Consider the following 19763-nt stretch of genomic DNA (forward strand, 5'->3'; position numbering starts at 1 on the left):
CCACACCAACCTCTACACAGATAAGGCGCGGCTTGCGCAGGAAGGCAGCGCCAGCACATGAGCCTTTCCGCATCCCTTACCAATGTTGGCCATCCAGTGGCCTATTACCCCCGCCTGGCGCGTTTCTTTGGCTCCGTGAATGTGGCCATTCTGTTTGCGCAGCTGCACTACTGGGGCCAGCGCGGCGAGAGCGATCTGGGTACTTACAAGACATCCGAGGAGTTCACCGAGGAGACTGGACTGTCCTACCGTGAGCAGGCGACAGCACGCAAGCAACTGCGCGAGTCTGGCTTTCTGATTGAAACACCCCGCCGTCTGGAGCACCGTGTCTATTACCGCCTGAATCTGGAGGCTGTTGACGCTGCATTTGATGCCTGGACCGAGGCACAAACGAAAGCGCAATCCCCGAACGACGAAAACGCATTTCGGGAAATGCGCAAAACGCAATCCGGGGATAGCGCCAAACGCAGTTCGGGGGATGCTGCAAACGCAGTTGGCGGCGTGCGTCAAGCGCAACCCGTTATTAATACAGAGACTCCTACAGAGACTACAGCAGAGACTCCTTCTCTTGCAGCCCAGGCTGCCGCCAAGGCTGCGGAGGACGGGGAGCCTAAGAATCCGAAAGAGCCGGAGCAGCCCACCACACCAAAAGACCCCAAGCCCCCAAAGCCTCCCAAGGAGCCCAAGGAGGTCGAGCCCATGGTGGTGACGGCCCCCAATGGCGTGACCCACGTCATCCCTGGAGAACTGCATTACCCCGGTGAGAGCACGAAGAGCCACAAGACCTGGGTTGCCTACGCTATTGCCTACCAAGGCCGCTACAAGGACTGGCCGCTGTGGAATGCGTCTGTCGCTGGGCAAATCTCCCAGTTCATTGACAAGGTGGGGGCGGAGCGGGCTCCCCGGATCGCCGTGCATTACGTGCGTCGCGTCGAAGAGAAGTTCATCAGCGACCAGCTGCACCCTGTGGGCCTGCTGCTACGGGATGCGCAGAAGTGGGCGACCCAGCAGCAGACAGGTGCGAGCACGCCACCGCCATCCCAGGCTCCTGCAGCAAGCCACAAGTTTGCCGGCGCTGGCAAAGCCATTTTTGACGGGATCGAGCTATGAGCCGCAGTTACGAAATTGCGGACCTGGCTTCGCATGCCCTGCACGGCGCCGGACATCAGGCGGGCCAGTTGGCCAAGCGCCCCGAGGCCTCCCAGCGCACCCGCAAGCTGTTCGTGGTGCTGCAGAGCGCCTATGGCACTGCATTCCTGTCCAAATTCAGCACCGGTGAGCTGAACGACCGCCGTGAGGACAAAGGCATGCGCGCGGCGCAGCTGGTCTGGGATGCGGCTTTGGCCGAATTCGCGGATGACGTGATCGAAGCGGGTTCCAAGAGCATTCAGCGGGAGTGCCCGGAGTTTCCACCCAGTCTGCCGCAGTTTCTGAAGGTCTGTGAAGCCTTGACGCCTCGCAAGACCTACTTTGAAGAGAACGGCTTGCTGGCGCTGCCAGCGCCCGTGGTGGAGCGCCTTCTGGACGTTCCGGTCGAGTTCATGGGCGATGGCAAGGACTGGGCAAGAAAGATCGTTGCCCGTATCAACCACGGCGACCAAACGGTGACGCGCCACACCCGCATGGCCGCGATGGAAACCCTGGGCCTGAACAAGCAGCAGGAGGACATGCGATGAACGGCGTAACCGGATTCATCAACAAGGTGGTGGACAGGAGCTATCTGAATCTGCCGTACCACTACAGCCTGGCCCAGGAGCTGACAGCCAGCGCCAGCAAGCCTTTGCACCAACGCAAGCGCAATCCTCTGGTCCAAGCCGTGAATGACGCGGTGCAGGCCGTGGGCTATGGCACCCCTGTGGTGGAGCAGTGGCGCACCCTCGCAGACGCCGCAAACATCGCTGAAACGATGCTGACCCTGGGCCTGTTCGATGACCCGGACGCGCTTTTCAGCGATGCCGTGGCTGCCGTGGTGGTCCTGGGGCGCGCCCACGGCCAGGGCGAACCCATGCGCCTGAATGCCGCGCAGCTGATGCACCTGACCGAGTTTGCAGAAGCCTACGAGCAGCTGCTGGCGCTGGCATCCGAGCGCAACTACATCCATGCCCACCGTGCCACGGAGCGCCGCTTACGCGAGCTGCTGCTGAACGGCACAGGAGAGGGCGACCATGAATTCATCGTCAACTGAGAGGCGGCAATGGGAACAACGAATCAACGCCAAAGCCGTGGAAACAGCGCACCTCGTCAAGCTGGCAATGACGCCGGGGTGGTGGCAGCACTCGCGGCTAAGGGCTTCGGAACTGGAAGAGGAATCCGTGACACATGGTCACGGGCTGTACCTGGGAATTCGGGCAGCGGTCAAAGCCGAGCTGCAGCGCTTGGGGTTCAAGCCGCATCCAAGCGAGCTGGTGGAAGTGGAGCCAAGTACGGCAACAAGAAAGCCACCACGGCCGAAGGCCTGAAGTTTGATAGCCGTGCCGAGCTGCGCCGCTGGAACCAGCTGTGCCTGCAGTTGCGCGCCGGCGGCATCACCGACCTGCGCCGTCAGGTGGTCTATGAGCTGGTGCCGTCAGTGAAGTTTGTGGATGCTAACCGCGCCCGCCCAGCTATTCGCTACATCGCAGACTTTGTGTATGTGGAGAAGGGCGTTGAGGTGATTGAAGACGCCAAAGGGGTGCTGACGCCTGAATTCAAGCTCAAGCGTCACCTGATGAAGGCCTTGCTGGGTCTGGAAGTGAGGCTCGTCAAATGAACCTGGAATTCTTTGGCAAGGCCGTTCCCCTGGCCGGGCAACGCAAGCCGATGCTGCCTCGCGTGATGATCAACCCAGGCGCCACGCTCAGCTGGTACAAAGCCGAGCGTCTGAACAACGGCCGCTGGCTGATAACAGAGTGGATGCGCAACAGCTGCCACAACCCGATGCAGGTGGGCACCAACAGCGTTTGCGTGGTGGACAACTGGGGCGAGTACGTGGAGGTGGAGAACTGGGGGGCAGCATGGCGATAAACCGCTACACCATGATCATCCACCCGAACACGATGAAGCAGATAGAGCTGGAGCTGGGGCGGTTCTGCAGCTTCAAGCTAGTGGTAGATGCCGAAGGCGCGAAGGTTTACGAGGTATCCGCTATCCATGAAGAGCCACTGACCTGGGAATCCCGCGAAGTGCTGGGCGTTGTGGAGTCAGTGCGCTTCATTGAGGTGAAGTCCATAGCCCAAGAACCTCTGGCATGCAAACCCATGCGCGCTCCCGTTTTGCCTGCCGCGCACCAGGGCCTGCAGCGCCTGCGCACGTTTCTCAAGCACGGATGGGGGGCACGGTGATGCACTGCGATCTGATTTTGCGGATAGAGCAGGAGCGCCAACGCACTGACCACCGAACATTGCTGCGCTTGTGGCTCAAACCTCTGATTAAGAGGCAGGCCGGTACCTGGGTCTGCACTGGCCGAGGCACTACGGCGACGGGCCTTTCTCCGCAGACTGCCTACAGCGTATGGTTGATGGCGCAGTCGGAAAGCACTATCTATGCTGCAAAGGCTGCAGCGTATGACAGGGCACTAAGGGTCCGGCAATGCTGACCACTCGCAAGCCTATGAAGCGTACCGGCTTCAATTCGCGCGGCAACTGGGCTGGCGCTGAGCGCCTGGACGAGCAGGACGAGGGCCACCACTACGTTCCTGGCCAGGCAGATAGCCGCGAAGAGCGACTTGCCGAACGTGCAGCGCGCCAGCTGGAGAGTGCCCGGGCAACTGCCGGCCTGTGCACGGTGCGCGCCACCGTGGTGATGGGCCCCGCCACTTCAGGCAAGCCCATCGAGAAGGACAACGCGGTGGATTGCGAGCCTTACCGCCGCCTGGTGGCCCAGCTGCCTTGCATCTGGTGTGGCATCAGCGGCTACAGCCAGCATGCCCACCTGAACCTGGGCAAGGGACTGAACCTCAAGACAGACGACCGCACAGGCTTTCCGCTCTGCTGTTCGCGCCCAGGCATTGAGGGCTGCCATGTGGCCTATGACCAATACCGGCTGTTGGAGGTGGGCGGCCGCGAGGCGCACCGCGAATACGGCCTGGCCTGGGGGCAGATCACCCGCGACACGATTTTGACGAATGGCCAGTGGCCGAAGAACCTGCCCCTGTGGGCGCAAGAAGCATAAAGAACCGAGAACCCCGGAGCATCAATGAATTCCACACAAGCACAGCAAACCTCTGGAACCTCTACATTCCGCGCCCGTGATGGTGGCGTGGATCTGGGTGCCACGGAGGAAACTCCGACGCTCATGCTGGTGTTTGAGGCAATCAGGCAGATAAGCGACGCAGGCGGGGAGCCAACGCGCGAACGTATCGTGGCCTTGACTGGTTTGAAGCCCACCACGGTGGACGACCGCATCAAGGTGCTGCGAGGCGAGGGCATGATCAGCCCGCACAAGCAGTGCTACCGGCCGCTGCACCAGCATGTGGCTGCGCAGGCGGTCTCCTGCACGGTGATGCCCAATGGCGTTTACAAGATCGAAAAGGGCGACGAGGTAATGACGCTGGTGCCTGCCGAAGCCCGTCAGCTTGCTCCTATGCTGGCGGGTAAAGCACTGGAAGCATCAGCGCTGGAGCGGGTGCAAGAGATGGAGGCGCGAATGGTTGAGATGGCGCAACAGCTCAGAGAGGTTGACCGACGCTACAAAGCGCTCAAGGCATCCCAAGGGGGGAATGCTGCACAGCAAAGTCTTGAGTTGGCCCAGTAGCGCGTGGCTGGGCTTTTCGAAAAGATGCTGCATGCAGTTTCCCTGGGTAATGAATCAGCTGGCATATGCCTCGCACTTAATTTATGTTTGAATAAAACATCTTTTTACTCCCGACCTCCGCCGAGGAGTCGCCAGTCATGAAAAAACTGCTTCTTGCTGCTTCATTCCTCCTATGGAGTAGTTTGTCCGCTGCAGCTGATTGCGAGGCGTTCCGCGAGCCGCCCGGCGAACTAGAACCAGATCAATGGGCGGCGGCATACGCCTGCCACAAGGAAAACGCAACTTCTGGTAATCCACTCAGCCAGCTCTGGCTAGGGCGAGCCCATGTATTGGGAGTAGGCGAAAAATTATCCACCAGCACAGCCGCAGCTTGGTTTGACAAGGCAGCGCGACAAGGCAATGAAAATGCAGCATTCGAACTGGCCCAGCTGATCTATTACCAGCAGGTAGCGCGCGGGAGCTACCAGTCGCCATTTGAGCTGTATCAGCAAGGCATGGATGTTTCTGAGGTCAGGCTGCGCGCTGAATTCCAGCAAGGAACGCCCAGGTCACGCGTAGTGGAGTTGCTGATGGCTGGTGACGGCGTCGCTCGCAACTGGGATCTGGCTCTAAGCTACAGCGGTACCGACCCGCGCCAGATCGATACCGTGCGAATAATCACGCGCAAGCAGGTGAATCTGAAGACGGACCCGAACCGGGCCAAGCTGCATGCGAAGGTCAATGAGAGCATGTCGGCAGATCAGGCTATTGACGCACTGCTATGCACGCAGCCCGTGGAAAAAAGTTCCTACAACCTGTTCTCCGTATTTGCAGCGGTAGAAGCGTATGGCGTGCCGATTGAGAAAGCAATCCTGAGGCCTTGCGCGGCTGATCGGAAAGCCCGCACCCCGCTCGTCTACGCCGTCTCCAACCTGCAGTTGAACGAGTCGACCAGTTACGACTGGCCACGCCAATTAGCGATGTACCTAGTTTTCACGCGAGGAGACTTTAAGGCATTTGATACGGTTTTAAGAACGCCGCTGAAAAACGATAGAACCATTTCTGCTGAAATCAATTCCATGATTGACGAGACCGTGACAGCGATAAAAGCCGCCGAGAACACGTTCCGTAAGCAGTTCGCGGCAAGCAAGCCGGAAATGCGCTCGGCGATCCAGTTTGGCTACAGGGGCTACAGACACGTGCAACTCTGGACGCCATTTTTTCCCTTGAATTTGGTCAAGCCGCAGACTCAAGATTTTGGGAGATGCGTCGGCCGTTCTGACCATTACAAGCATATCGACGACTTGCCCGGCTTGCGCGACCATTACCTCTACAAAGTAGGTGGGTTGCCCGGCGGCATGCTGAGCCAATTAGTCACTGCCTGCTTGAATGAACCTGACTACAAAACCAAAATGCTAACCCTTCGGCCATATGTTCAGCAGGTTCAGGGATGGACGGAAGCGAAACCTGATCAGGAGGCCTTCTTGAGATTGATTGGCCTGGGCCGCGCGCTGCGAAGTATCTGCCGTTTTGAAGGAGTGTATGGGGAGTTGCCTGCCCATTGCCGGCGCGACGCCGGTTACGAAGCTAACCGACTGATTTACTGGGCTGACAATAATCGCGCGGGCTACGGCATCGCCGACTTGCCACCCGCGCAGTAAATAGCCGCAGCGTCTACTGCTACCAGCAGGCCACAAAACATCCCTGTTGGTCCCATTTGAGCAGGTAATCCCAGTTCTGGGATGTGATCGTCCCGCGCAAAACAACGAGCGGCTGCGAAGCGCTGCACAGCTGTGCAGCGTATTGACTTGACGCTCAAACACTCTGGATATGCCCCGCTCACCAGAGGAGATTTTTGAGGCAATAACGCCTATTTTTACCAAAATTGGTAGTCAGCTAAGTTATTTGCCCCGCTAGGGTTCGACACCTCGGACCCTGCCACGCAGCATACGTGGTATGGCATCCAAAGAGGCAGTATCCAAACCCCCAGACAGTACCCACGCAGCGGCCATGTCCAAGGCCGGTAGCAAAGCCGCGCCTACGGATTGGGAGCGCATCGAGCTTGACTACAGAGCCGGCGTAAAGACACTGCGCCAGATCGCAGATGAGAACGGCATTACGCACGGCGCTATTAATAAGAGAGCGAAGCGCGATGGATGGGAGCGCGACCTTTCCGAAAAAATCCAGCGCAAGGCCGATGCTCTGGTATCCAAAGCGGCAGTATCCAGCGAGGTATCCAAGGAATCCAGAGCTGCAGAGCGTGCCGTAGTCGATGCCAATGCGCAGGCCATTGCCGATGTGCGCCTGGCCCACCGCCGTGACATTCACCGGGCGCGCAAGATCACCAATGCGCTGTTGGACGAGCTGGAGCAGCAGGCCGATGCCGACACCGTAGCCCTGCTGGAGCAGCTGGGCGAGAACATGCGCAACCCCGACGAGAACGGGATCGACCGCCTCAACGACCTGTACCACAAGGTCATCAGCCTGCCTGAGCGCTCCAAGACCATGAAGACGCTTTCGGAGAGCCTGCGCATGCTGGTCGATATGGAGCGCACCGCCTTTGGCATGGACGACAAGGAAAAGGACGAGCCAGCACCAGGTACGGCCGGCTACGTGCCACCGGCCATCCAGATCGTGCACGTCAAGGCGCCGGTGCATGCGCCAGATGAGGACGAGCAGGAATGAAGCTGGCTGCTGTCCCCTCTACAGCTCAAGGCATGCCCGAGGTGCCCGTGCTGGCCATACCCGAAATACTGGCCGGAATCTGGGAGCCCAAGCGCTACAAGGTGATGCATGGCGGGCGCGGCGGCGGAAAGTCTTGGACCGTGGCGGCCGTGCTGCTGGTGATGGCGGCCAGCCGTCCACTGCGCGTGCTCTGCACCCGTGAGATTCAAAAGTCCATCAAGCAGTCGGTGCACCAGCTGCTCAAGGATGTGATCGCGCGGCTGAACCTGCATGCCTTCTTTGAGGTGCTGGAAACCGAGGTGCGCGGCATCAATGGCTCGCTGTTCCTGTTTTCTGGTCTGCAGAGCCACACCGTGGACTCCATCAAGTCGTTTGAGGGCTGCGACATTGTGTGGGTGGAAGAAGCCCACGGGGTGAGCAAGAAGAGCTGGGACACGCTGATCCCCACGATCCGCAAGGAGGGCAGCGAGATATGGCTGACTCTCAACCCGGACATGGAGACGGATGAAACCTACCAGCGCTTCATCGCCACGCCCAGCCCCGACACCTGGGTGGTGGAGATCAACTGGCGCGACAACCCTTGGTTTCCGCGCGTGCTGGATGAGGAGCGGCGCAAGGCCAAGCGCACCATGCTGGCCGACGACTACGCCCATATTTGGGAAGGCAAGGCGCGGCGCGTGGCCGCCGGCGCGATCTACCGCCACGAAATGGAGTCGCTGTACCTGGATAGCCGGGCGCGCGACGTGCCCTATGACCCGACTTTGCCGGTGCACACGGTCTGGGATCTGGGCTGGAACGATGCCATGAGCATTGCCCTGGTGCAGCGCGGCCCCCAGGATGTGCGAATCATTGGCTACATCGAGGACAGCCACCACACGCTGGAGTGGTATGTGGCCAAGCTGGAGAAGCTGCCCTACCGCTGGGGCACGGACTACCTGCCCCACGACGGCAAGACCAAAAATATCCAGACCGGCAAAAGCTCTGAGCAGATTCTGCGCGAGCTGGGCCGCCGCTCAGTCAGGTCACAGGACCGGGCAACGGATGTGGAGGAGGGCATCAAGCAGCTACGCATGCTCATGCCGCGTTGCTACTTTGATGCCACCAAGACCGCTCGCCTGCTGGAGTGCCTGAAGCGCTACCAGCGGCGCATTCACGCGGTCACGAACGAGCCCATGGAGCCGCTGCACGACGAATTCAGCCATGGCGCGGACTGCATGCGCTATGTGGCGCTGTGGGTGCCGCAGATGGCAGGCATTCCCAGTGCCAACGATGACTACCAAGAAGCCGATGCGCCCGACTGGCGCTAGTGAGAGCAACCATGCAATACACCAAACCCCCTCAAAACGCGGATCTGGGCGAAGCCATGACCGTGCTGGAATACGCCAAGATCGTGCAGGAATGCATTGATCAACCACCTTGGCGCGCGGCAGCGGATAAGGAGGCCGACTATGTGGACGGCAACCAGCTGAGCACGGATTTGCTCAAGCGCCTGCAGGCTACCGGCGTGCCGCCTGCCAAAGAGAACGTGATTGGCCCGGCCATCGCGGCGATCTGCGGGTTTGAGGAAAAGACCCGCACCGACTGGCGTGTGACTCCCGATGGCGACCCCACGGGCCAGGATGTGGCCGACGCGCTGAACTACCGGCTTAACCAAGCGGAGCGCTTTTCAAAGGCAGACGCGGCCATGGGCGAGGCTTTCAGGCCCCAGGCGGCCGTGGGCCTGGGCTGGGTGGAGGTGGCGCGCAATAGCAACCCGCTGGAATACAAGACCCGCTGTCGCTACATCCATCGCAATGAAGTCTTTTGGGACATGCGCGCGTCTGAAAAGGACCTGTCTGATGCACGCTGGCTGCTGCGCGAGCGCTTCATCAGCAAGGACCGCGCGGCACGGGCCTTTGAAGACCAGGCCAAGCTGATCCTGCAGGCGCAATCTGTCAGCGGCCTGGGCGGCTATGGTGGCTATGTGACAGAGGGCGGCGTTTCGACGGGCCTGCAGTCGGGTGCCGATGGCAACCGGGCCTGGACCACGCGCGAGCAGGCCTGGTACCGGCACGAGTCGGATGAGGTGTGCCTGGGCGAGCTCTGGTACCGGCGTTGGGTGAATGTGGTGCTGCTCAAGATGCGCGGCGGCAGGGTTGTCGAGTTTGATAGCGCCAACTCAACGCACCAGGCTGCTGTTGTGGGTGGCCAGGGCAAGCTAGAGCGCTCTACCGTGGCCCGGGTGCGCCGCTCCTACTGGATGGGGCCGCATCTGCTGCATGACAGCGCCAGCCCGTACCCGCACCCGCATTTCCCGTATGTGCCGTTCTGGGGCTACCGTGAGGACATGACCCGTGTACCTTTCGGCCTGGCGCGCGACATGATCTTTCCACAGGACAACCTCAACAGCTCCATCGCCAAGCTGCGCTGGGGCATGGCCAGCACCCGTACCGAGCGCACCAAGGGCGCGGTGGCAATGACGGACGAGCAATTCCGGCGGCAGATCAGCCGCCCCGATGCCGACATCATCCTGAATCCCGATGAAATGTCCCGGACAGGCGCGCGTTTTGAGGTCAAGCGCGACTTTCAACTCAACAACCAGCAACTGCAGATGATGGCCGACAGCCGCGCGGCCTTGCAGCGGGTGGGCTCCATCACCGCGGCTTTCCAGGGGCAGCAGGGGAGCGCGACCAGCGGCGTGCAGGAGCAGACCCAGGTGGAGCAGTCGCAGATCAGCATTGCCGATCTGATGGGCAACTTCAAGGAAGGGCGTGCCATGGTGGGCGAGCTCATCCTGGCGCTGGAAATCGAGGACTTGGGCCAGGAGCGCGAGGTGATCGTGATCGAGGGTGACACCATCAACCCACCGCGCACCGTGGTGCTCAACGAGCCCGTGGAAGAGGGTGGGTTGCGCTATCTGTCCAATGACGTGCAGCGCACGCGCCTGAAGGTGGCCTTGTCGGATGTGCCGTCCTCCTCGAGCTTTCGCGCCCAGCAGCTGTCTGCGCTTTCCGAAGCGGTCAAGGCCTTGCCGCCGCAGATGCAACAGGTGGTGATGCCCTTCATGCTGGATTTGATGGACTTGCCCCGCAAGGAGGAAATCATCAAGGTGATCAAGGAAGCCACCCAGCAGACCGACCCCGAGCAGCTGCGTAAGCAGATCGAGCAGGAGCTTCAGCGCGACCTCAAGGAGCGAGAGCTGGACCTGCGCGAGCGCGAAGTGGCGGCGCGCGAGAAGCTGATGGGTGCCCAGCAGGTGCAGACCGGTGTGCAGGCGGCCTACAGCGCCATGCAAGGCGGTGCCCAGGTGGCCCAGATGCCGATGATCGCGCCGATTGCCGACGCCATCATGCAGAGCGCGGGCTACCAGAAGCCCAATCCTGGCGGCGATGATCCAGATTTCCCTACTGCCGAGGCTGTCGCATCCGGTCCTGGGCCAATGCCGATTCCTGGCCAGGGCGGCGCGGCGCCGGAGCAGGGGGCATCCCCTGAGGTGCGCGAGAACACCAGCCCGGAATTTCCACCCGTACCGCAGGAGGCCGGTACCGGAATGCATGGGATTGAGACGCCAAGCACCGGTGACAACCTGCGAGCTGCTTGACAGGTCGTGTGAGGGCCATGTTAGGATTCGCGCAACGGCAGTCATGGCGCCGTACTCGTCCACCTCGATAGAAAGCCTTGCCAGGCACCATGTCCACAGCGCGATGCTGTGGAACACATGTTTGCATTACCTGAATGCACTGCATTGATCTTGTGTGTGGACGCGCTCGATTTGCGGTGCATTAACAAAGGAATGCAAATGCAAATTTTCTCCAAGAACCATATTGGTCGCCTTAAGCGCTTGGCAAAGAAGCGTGAGAAAGAGATGGGTATCCCCCATCTGGTTACCCTTGATCAAGAAGCTCAGAAAATGGGCTTCCCCAATTGGGCGGTGTTTGAAAGAACTTCACGTCAAGTAGTGCGTCGCGGCCCTGTATTTCAGCGTAGCGCTGAAGACATGCGTGAAGCGTTCCGCAAGGCATCGCAGTTTGACGGTGCGCAGGATTTTGAGGCAGCGGTGCGGTTAACACTACCTGTGCTAACGCACGAGTATCTCAATGGCATCAGTGCGCTGGAATATGCAAGAGATTTTGTGAAGGCGGTATTGTCCGTGCCGCGTTTCAAGATTTACGCTCGCTCCATTGTTTATCACGAGATGCGCATTTATCTGCCATACGGTTTGGAATCTGCCGGTACGAGTGGTACGGAGTATGTTCCAGTAGGTCGCAACTACAAACCCGTGGGCCAGACCGATCGCCACAAGTGGGTTGACTATGGCGAACATGAAAATTTAAAAATCAAACTTCCACAAGCCGAGTGGCAAGCAATACGTAGCCGTTTCGGTGGAAGCTCTGGCTTTCTGTACAACGACGGTACGACTCCTTGGAGTAGTCGCGCTTACGCAGAGCGCTATCTGCAGTACTTGGAAGAAATCATTGAAATGGCCAAGCGCTATGAGCATGCGGCTCTGGCTCCATCCCAAGCTGCAGCCTAAACCCCACTAGAGTTAGACCGCCGCGCGCAAGCCGGTGACACTTCATCCATCGCAGCGAGAAATCAAAGCGAAACAGCCCACTCGTGAGAGTCGGCCCATTCCCACCGCTGGAGAGTGTGATGGTCAGGGCTTCGGCCCTGGCCTGATCCTCGAATCGGTGTGCCCCACAACAGCCCCGGCCGGATAGCTGGGAACGGAGCACAACAGAGTGAACGAAGCTCAACAACTCTTGGCAGCAGCCTTTGCTGGCACATTGGATCTGGACGCGGATACGTCCAAGCCCGAAGCCGGCACCGCCGCTGAAACCTCCACGCAGGCCACTGCCGCAACCCCACCCCCCGCTGCAGATGCAACCCCGAACGCTCAGGAAGAGCCCGAAGGCGCGCCCATTGCCAGCAAGTCCGGTGGTTACACCATCCCCTATGAAAAGCTGACAGAAGCACGCACCGCGCGCGATTCGGCCATTGCCGAGCGCGACCAGCTGCGCGCACAACTGGAGCAGTTGACGGCCTCCCAGGCCAGCAATCTGCAACAAGCCCAGGTGGATGCACAAGCCCGCGCGGATGCGGGGCATGCGCCAACCCAGGCCGACCAGAACCTGGCAGCAGTCAAAACCCTGGTGGATGGTGGTGCAGACGTTTCCTTATTCGGTGATTTTTCCGAAGAGGGGATGGCAGCAGGCATTGACAAGCTGGTGGCCGCACGAGTCGATGCTGCCTTGGCGCCTCAGCGCGAGGCCCAGCGCGAGGCTCAGGCCCGTGAGCAGGCAGCACAGGAGCTGACAGCAGAGCAAGCACACGCTCAGAAGATTCTGGATGCGCACAAAGATGCCTTCGAAGTCGCTGAATCCAAGGAGTTCGCCAGCTGGAAGGCTGGTCAGCCCGGATACATGCAGGCTGCGATTGATCGCACGCTGACTGCAGGCACCGCCCAGGACGTGATTGATTTGCTGGGCCAGTTCAAGCAAGTCCATGCAGGTGCAGCGGGCGCGGCTTCGGCTGATCCCACTGCAGCTGCGGTGGCCAAAGCGTTGGCCGACGCCAAGAGCGCGCCCCCTGTGAGTCTGTCGAGTCTGCCCGGAGCGGCACCCGCAGGCACAGAGGCTGATCGCGCGATGGAACTAGCTGGCGACCCAGCTGCCCTGATGGCGTACATGCAAAGCCTGCCGCCTGAGCGTCAGATGCGATTGATGAATAGCGTGGTGTAGCCGATTGGCACGCCGCAACCCTTTTACTGGGCTATCTCGTGATGAGAGCGCCCTTGTCCCATAGCAGGAGGACTTGATATGTCCAAGACCAGTGTAGGCGCAGGTTCGTCCAATGCGCAGTTCGTACAAGCGGCAGGACTGTTTGCGCAGTCCATGCAGCGCAATTCCAAGCTCAACAAAATGGTGGGCACCATGCCCAAGGGCGAGGGTGAAGCTGCAGCCACGCTGCGCAACCAGACCACCACGGACATGCCTATCGTGCGTGCCACGGATCTGGGGCGCGGCAAGGGTGACGAGGTGGAATTTCACTTCATTCAACCTGTGGGCGCTTATCCCATCATGGGTAGCCGCATGGCTGAGGGCAAGGGCACGGGCATTTCTCTGGACAAGGCCCGTGTGCGTGTCAATCAGGCGCGTTTCCCCGTGGATGTGGGCGATGCCATGACCGACATTCGCTCGCCGGTGGAGTTCCGCAAGGTGGGCCGTCCCATTGCGCAGGGCCTGATGGATCGTTACCAGGATCAGAGCATCCTGATGCACTTGGCCGGGGCGCGCGGCTTCCATGACAACATCGAGTGGGCCATCCCCACCGAAGGCCATGAGGACTTTGCCGCGATTGCCGTCAATCCCGTGCTCGCGCCCACCAAGAACCGCCACTACGTGGCCGATGGTGACTCGCTCAAGGGCTTTGCTGTCAACGCCGGCGAAATGGACATTGCTTCCACGGATGCCCTGAGCATGACCATCGTGGACGCCGTTCGCACGCTGGTGGAGTCGATTGCGCTGCCGCCTCCCGCAATCCGTCTGCCAGGCGACCAGGCGGCCGATGATTCCCCGCTGCGCATGCTGCTGGTCAGCCCCGCTCAGTACCACCAGTTCTCCCAGGACAAGGATTTCCGCCAGTTCCAGGCCAACGCGCTGACCCGCGCCAGCCAGGCTGAGCGTCATCCCTTGTTCATGGGCGATGTGGGTTTGTGGAACGGCATTCTGATCTGCAAGCAGCCGCGACCCATTCGCTTCTACGCGGGTGACACGGTGCGCTACTGCGCTCAGTACACCAGCGATGCGGAGAGCACCTGTGTGGTGCCCGCCAGCTTTGGCAAGACCCATGCCGTGGACCGTGCGCTGCTGCTGGGCGGTCAGGCACTGGCCCAGGCCTTCGCGGCTTCTAAGCATGGCGGCATGCCCTTCTTCTGGAAGGAGAAGGAGTTTGACCACGGCGACAAGATGGAACTGCTGATTGGCGCGATTCAGGGTACCTCCAAGGTGCGCTGGGCCGTGGATCAGGGCGGTGGCACCAAGTACTACACCGACCATGGCGCGATGGCCATCGACACGGCTGTGCCCATCATTGATGAGCGTCAGTAATCCATAGGCATCGGGCGCGGCGACAGGGCTGCGCCTGATGCGTGTGGATGTGTTCTTCCATTTTGTTTCGATCAAGGAGCCAACCATGGCAATCGTGACCACCAACCAAAAGCGCGGCAATCAGCTGGGCTCTACTCCCTGGGGCAATCTCAACGCCCTGCATTTCATTTTGAAGGCCGGTGCCAATGGTGGCGCCCTGGAAGCCGATACCAATGCGCCCATCGCCGCCGGCGACAAGGTGCGTCTGGGCGTCATTCCTGCGGGCTCCACCCTGGTGGAATCCACGGCCATCGTTTCCACAGGCCTGACCGCCACCGTCAAGGGTGACCTGGGCTTTGAATATGTGGATGGCGTGGACAGCGTCAAGGTGCCCCAAGACGCGGCTTACTTCGGCGCGGCGCTGGATCTGGCCGCCGCGGCGCGCCTGCGCAATGCGACGACCAAGGCACCGGTGACGCTGCCCAAGGACGCCTATCTGGTGCTGACCACTTCGGGCGCGGCTAATGCCAAGGCGGGCCGCATCGACGTGGTGCTGCAGGCCATTTCCACCGGCGCCCTGTAAAGAGCGCTCCCAGGATGCGGGCCTGCCTTCGGGTATGGCCCGCATTCGTCCATCTGAACACTCCCCAGCATCATGAACTTTGTACGCATCACCTATACCGGCCGCAAGCTGTACCGCGACCGTGCCACCGGCCACGTTTGGCAGCCCCAGGAAGAGCGCCTGGTGAGCGAGGTCATCGCCAAGCCGCTGCTGAAGTTTGTCGAATTCAAGCGCACAGCCGACCTCAAGCCTGCTGAAGCCCAGGAGCCAGGCCAGGAGCAGGGCGCGGCTCAGGCCATCCAGCAGACCAGCGAGCTGAGCGAGCAGGAGATTGCCGCTCTGGAGCAGCAGGCCCTGGACGACAAGGCCAAGGAAGTGGACGACCAGCGCGAGGCCATGCTGATCACTGTGCTGGGCATGAACAAGACCGCTCTGGCCGAATACGCCCAAAAGTACGACCACACCTTTGATACCAAGGCCAAAGTGGACGACATGCGTATCACCGTCAATGGCCTGATTCACCAATTCGGGGTGCGCTGATGAATCTGGAGGAACTGATTGCCTCTTTCCGCGAGGATGCGACCGACAAGGTGGCAGCCTACCTGTGGGAGAACGAGGCTGTGACGCGCTGGCTCAACGAAGCCCAGGACGAGGCCGCCGTGCGCGGCCGACTGCTGCTCGATGACAGCACTCCAGCCATCACCACGATTGCGGTGCAGGAGGGCAAGGCCTCTTATCAGCTCCATCCCAAGGTTTATGAAATCGCGCATCTGCATTGGAAGCCGAGCGCGGCCGCCCAGCGCGGCAAGCAGGTGAACTTGGTGACCCGCGAGTGGCTGGACCGCAAGCATCCGAACTGGCGTGTGCGCCTTGACTGCGATTCGATGTATGCGATCCAGACCGAGGGCGCGCTGCGCCTGGTGCCAACGCCGAGCGAGGCCGGTGTGCTGGCTTTGGAGGCTTACCGTCTGCCGCTCAAGCCCATGGTCAGCGATGCCGACAAGCCAGAGATCCACGCAGCCAGCCATGCCTATCTGGTCTATTGGGCACTGCACCGGGCATTCAGCCAGCCCGATGCCGATGGCTTTGACCCGCAGCGCGCGGCCACGGCCGAGGCTGCTTTTACGGGCTACTTCGGCAAGCGGCCGGATGCAGACCTGCGCCGATCTACCCGCCACGATGAGCCCCAGGTGAACGTGGCCTACATTTTTTAAGGTGCCGCATGTTCGGACTGTCCAAACCCCAACCCAAGGCCCAGGCCGGCGCGAAGCTGGCGCAACAGCTGAACCAGGCGCCGGACAGCATCCCGGGCATGTTCAAGCCCGGCGAGTTTGTCCTGCCTCCTGATACCGTGCATGCCATGGGTGGCAAACAGGCGCTGCAGGGCGTGGTGGATGCTACGCATACGCCTGTGCAACCCTCGTTCGGCCTGAATGCTGCGCGCGCAAGCGTGCCCAGCACCAAGGAAGCGCCGGGTCTAGGCTTGAAGCGAAAGAGCTTGCCGGATCCTGGTCCGGAGGATGCGCCGCGCTTGGGCTTGAAGCCCGAGGTGTTCTTCAACAATGGCGGCGCGCCAGAGGACCTGCTTCGAGTTGGTGCGCGAACGGTTGCGCCCTATGTGAACCATCGCGCACCCAATGGGCCCGCCGCCATGCCGGCGCAACCCCAGTTGGGCAATAGTGTGCCCCCGCAAACAGGTCTCCAGACCACGGGCTACAAGCCCAATTTCACGATGGGTGGGAGCGATCCGCTCAATGCACAAAGCCGTGTCGTGCCAAATCCCAACGGCGTAACGGACGCACGGCCAAAATACAACCCGGCCAATGGATCGCCCGAGGCCAAGGCATGGCAGGCGCAGCGTGCCGCAGCTACTCCGACCTCTCCAGCACCTGCACCGGCAGCCTCTGCATCGGCTTCGCCACAGAGTGCTGGGTATCGCGCGGGCGCGGCTGTAGGGCGTGGTATCGCCCCAGTCATGAAAGCTGCTGGTGCTGTGGCGCTGCCTGCCACATTGGCGGGTACCGCGAGCGCGGCGGCCGAGACGCCCACCTCTGACTATGAGAAGCGCTTTGGATTCGAGCCGAATTCGATAGAGGGCGTGGGCGGCTTGGCGCGTGATGTGGGTGTGCGTGCACTGGGCGCGGCTTCCGACCTGGGCGATGCGCTGACTCTGGGGATGGCTGGAAAGTACCTCTACGCAGACAAGCAAGCGAATGCAGCTCCAGCGGCACCTGCTTCAGCAACTCCGACGCCAACGACGGCGGGCACCTCTTCGCAAGCCCAGAGTACGGTTGGATCTGGGCGAGGGCTGATCAATCCAACTCCTGCCAACCCAAATGCTCCGCCTCCCACGGTGAAGCCTGTTGCCACTGAGGTGCAGCCTGGTGTTTACAACCACGGGCGCGGCCAGTACAGCGACCAGGCCGGCGGGATGGGTTTGCCTGCCGGATTCACTGGCCGGCCCAATGCTCAGAATGATGCAGCAGCAGGCGCTTTGGCTCAGACAGGGGCGGGTGGTTTTGGCCTGCGTCGCCCCAGCCAGCCTGAAACCAGTCAGCCAGAAGCTGGAGGCTTTGGCCTCAATGTTCCCGGCGTGGCTCACAGCGGCAACGACTGGGCCGCGCGCCAGCGGCTCAAGAATCTGGAAACTTCGGCCAGCTCGATCATGAATACCGAGCGCTGGGGCGGTAGGGGTGCGTCACACAATCCTGCCGTGCAGAACTTTGTGGACGCCAGCCGAGCCGACCTGGCCGCCCAGGGCAAGGTGCCCGAGATGCAGCTCAAAACCAATGAAATCAATGCCGGCTTGAAGCGCACGGCCATGGCCGAAGCCGGTGCAGACCGCCGTGCAAAAGGGCAGATCGAACTGGGCAAGGGGCAATTGGCCTTGGGTGCACAGCGCAACAGCATCGACGCCCAGCGCGCGAGCAGCGATGAACGCCTGCGAGAGCCGCAAATTCGTGCGGCTGAACGCATGGGCCACATGCAGGAGACGCTGCTAAATGCGAAGACCCCCGAGGAGCAAGCCGCAATTGCCGCCCAGATTCGCGCTTACTCCGGCAAGGAGGATCAGCCAAACAGGTTTACGGTGGTTCCTGGCGGTCAGGAGTGGGATACAAAAGCCAACGTAATGCGTAATGTGCCGGCCAGTGTTTTGAATAATCAAACGGGCCAGTTCGTAGATCGCGGCGGGCAGATGCCCGCATCAGCCCCATCAGAGAACAACATCAGTGCTTTGCGTGCGAACCCAGGACTGAAAGCTGAATTCGATCTCAAATTTGGGGCAGGCGCGGCAGCGCGCTATCTTGGCTAAGACTGGAAGCCTACTTTGAAAGTTCTTTCCCGAAGTTGGGATCATCGAAAGGATTTGGCTTGTCGTAAAGTCGCCTGCAGGCCACCCCAATCAGGACTGCTGCTCTGTTGCTTCGCGTTTCGCCTGCATTCTTGGCCGTGCACTCCGCGCCGCTGTTAAAGCCAAAGAGGCCGCGGCCCTTTCCCTGTGGAATGACCTCAATCCCGCCTGGATGCTTGTCCAAGCACACCTGCATACTGGCTTGGGCTGCGACATCGTTCTGCGTGTTGGGCAGCTTGTCCAGTAGGCATGTGGCGTAGTTGGCGGCGTGGGCCTGCGCGGCTGCCAGCGCCAGCAGCGACCCGCCCAGCAATCCCCATATCTTCTTTTGCATGTTCCCTCCTGCGAGGAAATGTAGCAGAGCAGATTGATTTCATTGAGTATTTGAATCACTCAACTGCGAAGTTGATCGAGTCGCGTACTGGGCTAGGTAGTACGGACTCAGTGGGCAGCTTGTGTCGCTTGCAATTGACGTTGCCGGAAATCAAGCCAGCTTTGACGCTTGGCTGTAATTCTGCGCACGATGCGAGGCCACTCCTGCTCAGCGAACCCTTGTCCGGCATAGGTAATCGCGTCGTCGGGTATCGCATCAAGTGCATCAAGCTGGAAGTTCATGAAGCAATAGCGCCCGGCCCTGTACTCCGCTAACTCGGCGATTTGACGTATCGCTTTAGCTACTTGCGCAGGTTCGTCGCCAGATTCGACCAGAGTCAAAAGGAATTTCTTGGCGATGGCAATCATCCATTGCGCTTGCAGAGGTCCATTGCCCAAGCGCTTGGACGCGATGAGCTCGAGGTTCGCGAAGCGGCTCTCCAGGCAAAGCAGTGGATGCATGACTTGCAGGCGACCACCCTCCAGCTCCACAGACACCGCGAATTTGACAATGTCATCAACCGCCAGACCTGCGATGGCTCTCAGAAAGTCCATCAAAAGGACTCGTTTTCCATCGCGAAGCAAATACACGATCGCTGCGCTGGGCGTCGCATCAAAGTCGCCGGCAAAGTGGAGGTCTACGTCTGAGGGCGCGCCCAGGCGCTCGGAAAGCCACTTGGCATCTAATTTTCCACCAAGCCAGTCCGCGTCTTCGGTGAGTGTTTGGTGCGCACCAAGAGGGGATGGCACGTCAAAAATAATTCCCCAGACAGCAATAGCCTGACCGCCTACAAGAATGAGGCGATCAGGATCTTCTGCAATTTTAGAGGTTACAAACTTGAAGTCTTCTACAGTGAAACTGTCAAGGCCCTGCTTTTTCAGCAGTTCGCGAAGGATCATGTTGTGAAAAACTTAGAGCTTGGGCCAGGAGATAACACGCGCAGAAATTCCTACAGGCATGAAGCTGGCAAAGCTACGAACGTCCTCATCAGGATGGAGGTGTTTTGCAGATGCC

The 19763-nt window shown here is 60.4% G+C and carries 21 protein-coding genes; 19 read left to right on the forward strand and 2 right to left on the reverse strand.

Translation table 11 applies throughout. The features are described from left to right. Positions 1–57: 57 nt before the first annotated feature. The 19 genes from EAO39_RS08650 (at position 58) to EAO39_RS08745 (ending at position 18337) form a co-directional block, all read left to right on the forward strand. Positions 58–1110, forward strand: coding sequence for a hypothetical protein (locus EAO39_RS08650; RefSeq protein WP_162989509.1), 1053 nt, complete (start codon positions 58–60; stop codon positions 1108–1110). Beyond that, complete coding sequence (locus EAO39_RS08655; RefSeq protein ID WP_240466930.1) at positions 1107–1676, forward strand: hypothetical protein; 570 nt, start codon at positions 1107–1109, stop codon at positions 1674–1676. The genes EAO39_RS08650 and EAO39_RS08655 overlap by 4 nt, the downstream gene beginning before the upstream one ends. Continuing rightward, a complete protein-coding gene (locus EAO39_RS08660) occupies positions 1673–2185 on the forward strand; it encodes a hypothetical protein (RefSeq protein ID WP_120967034.1) in 513 nt (170 codons plus the stop codon). Before EAO39_RS08655 ends, EAO39_RS08660 begins: the two co-directional genes overlap by 4 nt. A 9-nt stretch (positions 2186–2194) precedes the next feature. Then, positions 2195–2749 carry a DUF1064 domain-containing protein gene (locus EAO39_RS08665; protein ID WP_240466931.1) on the forward strand — a complete coding sequence of 185 codons (555 nt, stop codon included), beginning with the start codon at positions 2195–2197 and terminating at the stop codon, positions 2747–2749. Continuing rightward, positions 2746–3003 (forward strand): hypothetical protein, encoded by a 258-nt coding sequence (locus EAO39_RS08670; RefSeq protein ID WP_120967035.1) that lies wholly within the window; start codon positions 2746–2748, stop codon positions 3001–3003. Before EAO39_RS08665 ends, EAO39_RS08670 begins: the two co-directional genes overlap by 4 nt. Next, entirely contained in the window at positions 2994–3320 is a 327-nt protein-coding gene (locus EAO39_RS08675; RefSeq protein WP_120967036.1) for a hypothetical protein, read from the forward strand. Before EAO39_RS08670 ends, EAO39_RS08675 begins: the two co-directional genes overlap by 10 nt. 247 nt (positions 3321–3567) lie before the next feature. Beyond that, positions 3568–4149 carry a hypothetical protein gene (locus EAO39_RS08685; RefSeq protein ID WP_120967038.1) on the forward strand — a complete coding sequence of 194 codons (582 nt, stop codon included), beginning with the start codon at positions 3568–3570 and terminating at the stop codon, positions 4147–4149. 24 nt (positions 4150–4173) lie between these two features. Continuing rightward, on the forward strand, positions 4174–4731 hold the full coding sequence (locus tag EAO39_RS08690) for a hypothetical protein (protein WP_162989455.1): 558 nt from the start codon (positions 4174–4176) through the stop codon (positions 4729–4731). Between the two features lie 137 nt (positions 4732–4868). Next, positions 4869–6371 (forward strand): sel1 repeat family protein, encoded by a 1503-nt coding sequence (locus tag EAO39_RS08695; RefSeq protein WP_120967040.1) that lies wholly within the window; start codon positions 4869–4871, stop codon positions 6369–6371. A 295-nt stretch (positions 6372–6666) separates the two neighbouring features. Next, positions 6667–7395 carry a hypothetical protein gene (locus tag EAO39_RS08700; protein ID WP_120967041.1) on the forward strand — a complete coding sequence of 243 codons (729 nt, stop codon included), beginning with the start codon at positions 6667–6669 and terminating at the stop codon, positions 7393–7395. After that, entirely contained in the window at positions 7392–8702 is a 1311-nt protein-coding gene (locus tag EAO39_RS08705; protein WP_120967042.1) for a PBSX family phage terminase large subunit, read from the forward strand. The genes EAO39_RS08700 and EAO39_RS08705 overlap by 4 nt, the downstream gene beginning before the upstream one ends. An 11-nt stretch (positions 8703–8713) precedes the next feature. Next, positions 8714–10975 carry a hypothetical protein gene (locus EAO39_RS08710; protein WP_120967043.1) on the forward strand — a complete coding sequence of 754 codons (2262 nt, stop codon included), beginning with the start codon at positions 8714–8716 and terminating at the stop codon, positions 10973–10975. 198 nt (positions 10976–11173) lie between these two features. Next, positions 11174–11908: a hypothetical protein gene (locus tag EAO39_RS08715; protein ID WP_162989510.1), complete on the forward strand. Its 735-nt coding sequence runs from the start codon at positions 11174–11176 to the stop codon at positions 11906–11908. Between the two features lie 208 nt (positions 11909–12116). Next, positions 12117–13115, forward strand: coding sequence for a hypothetical protein (locus EAO39_RS08720; RefSeq protein WP_120967045.1), 999 nt, complete (start codon positions 12117–12119; stop codon positions 13113–13115). Between the two features lie 78 nt (positions 13116–13193). Beyond that, positions 13194–14483 (forward strand): DUF4043 family protein, encoded by a 1290-nt coding sequence (locus EAO39_RS08725; RefSeq protein ID WP_120967046.1) that lies wholly within the window; start codon positions 13194–13196, stop codon positions 14481–14483. An 85-nt stretch (positions 14484–14568) separates the two neighbouring features. Then, positions 14569–15045 (forward strand): hypothetical protein, encoded by a 477-nt coding sequence (locus EAO39_RS08730; RefSeq protein ID WP_120970841.1) that lies wholly within the window; start codon positions 14569–14571, stop codon positions 15043–15045. Between the two features lie 72 nt (positions 15046–15117). Beyond that, a complete protein-coding gene (locus EAO39_RS08735; protein WP_120967047.1) occupies positions 15118–15564 on the forward strand; it encodes a hypothetical protein in 447 nt (148 codons plus the stop codon). After that, positions 15564–16238 (forward strand): DUF6682 family protein, encoded by a 675-nt coding sequence (locus EAO39_RS08740; RefSeq protein ID WP_120967048.1) that lies wholly within the window; start codon positions 15564–15566, stop codon positions 16236–16238. Before EAO39_RS08735 ends, EAO39_RS08740 begins: the two co-directional genes overlap by 1 nt. A gap of 8 nt (positions 16239–16246) precedes the next feature. Then, on the forward strand, positions 16247–18337 hold the full coding sequence (locus EAO39_RS08745) for a hypothetical protein (RefSeq protein WP_120967049.1): 2091 nt from the start codon (positions 16247–16249) through the stop codon (positions 18335–18337). Between the two features lie 10 nt (positions 18338–18347). Here the strand turns inward: EAO39_RS08745 and EAO39_RS08750 are convergent, their stop codons facing one another. Both EAO39_RS08750 and EAO39_RS08755 read right to left on the reverse strand, forming a co-directional pair. After that, positions 18348–18710 (reverse strand): hypothetical protein, encoded by a 363-nt coding sequence (locus EAO39_RS08750; RefSeq protein ID WP_162989511.1) that lies wholly within the window; start codon positions 18708–18710, stop codon positions 18348–18350. A gap of 107 nt (positions 18711–18817) precedes the next feature. Then, the gene (locus EAO39_RS08755; protein ID WP_120967050.1) at positions 18818–19648 is read right to left on the reverse strand and encodes a hypothetical protein; all 831 of its coding nucleotides are present in this window, start codon (positions 19646–19648) and stop codon (positions 18818–18820) included. Between the last annotated feature and the right edge of the window lie 115 nt (positions 19649–19763).

This window comes from Comamonas sp. lk, assembly GCF_900564145.1.
GTDB lineage: Bacteria > Pseudomonadota > Gammaproteobacteria > Burkholderiales > Burkholderiaceae_C > Comamonas.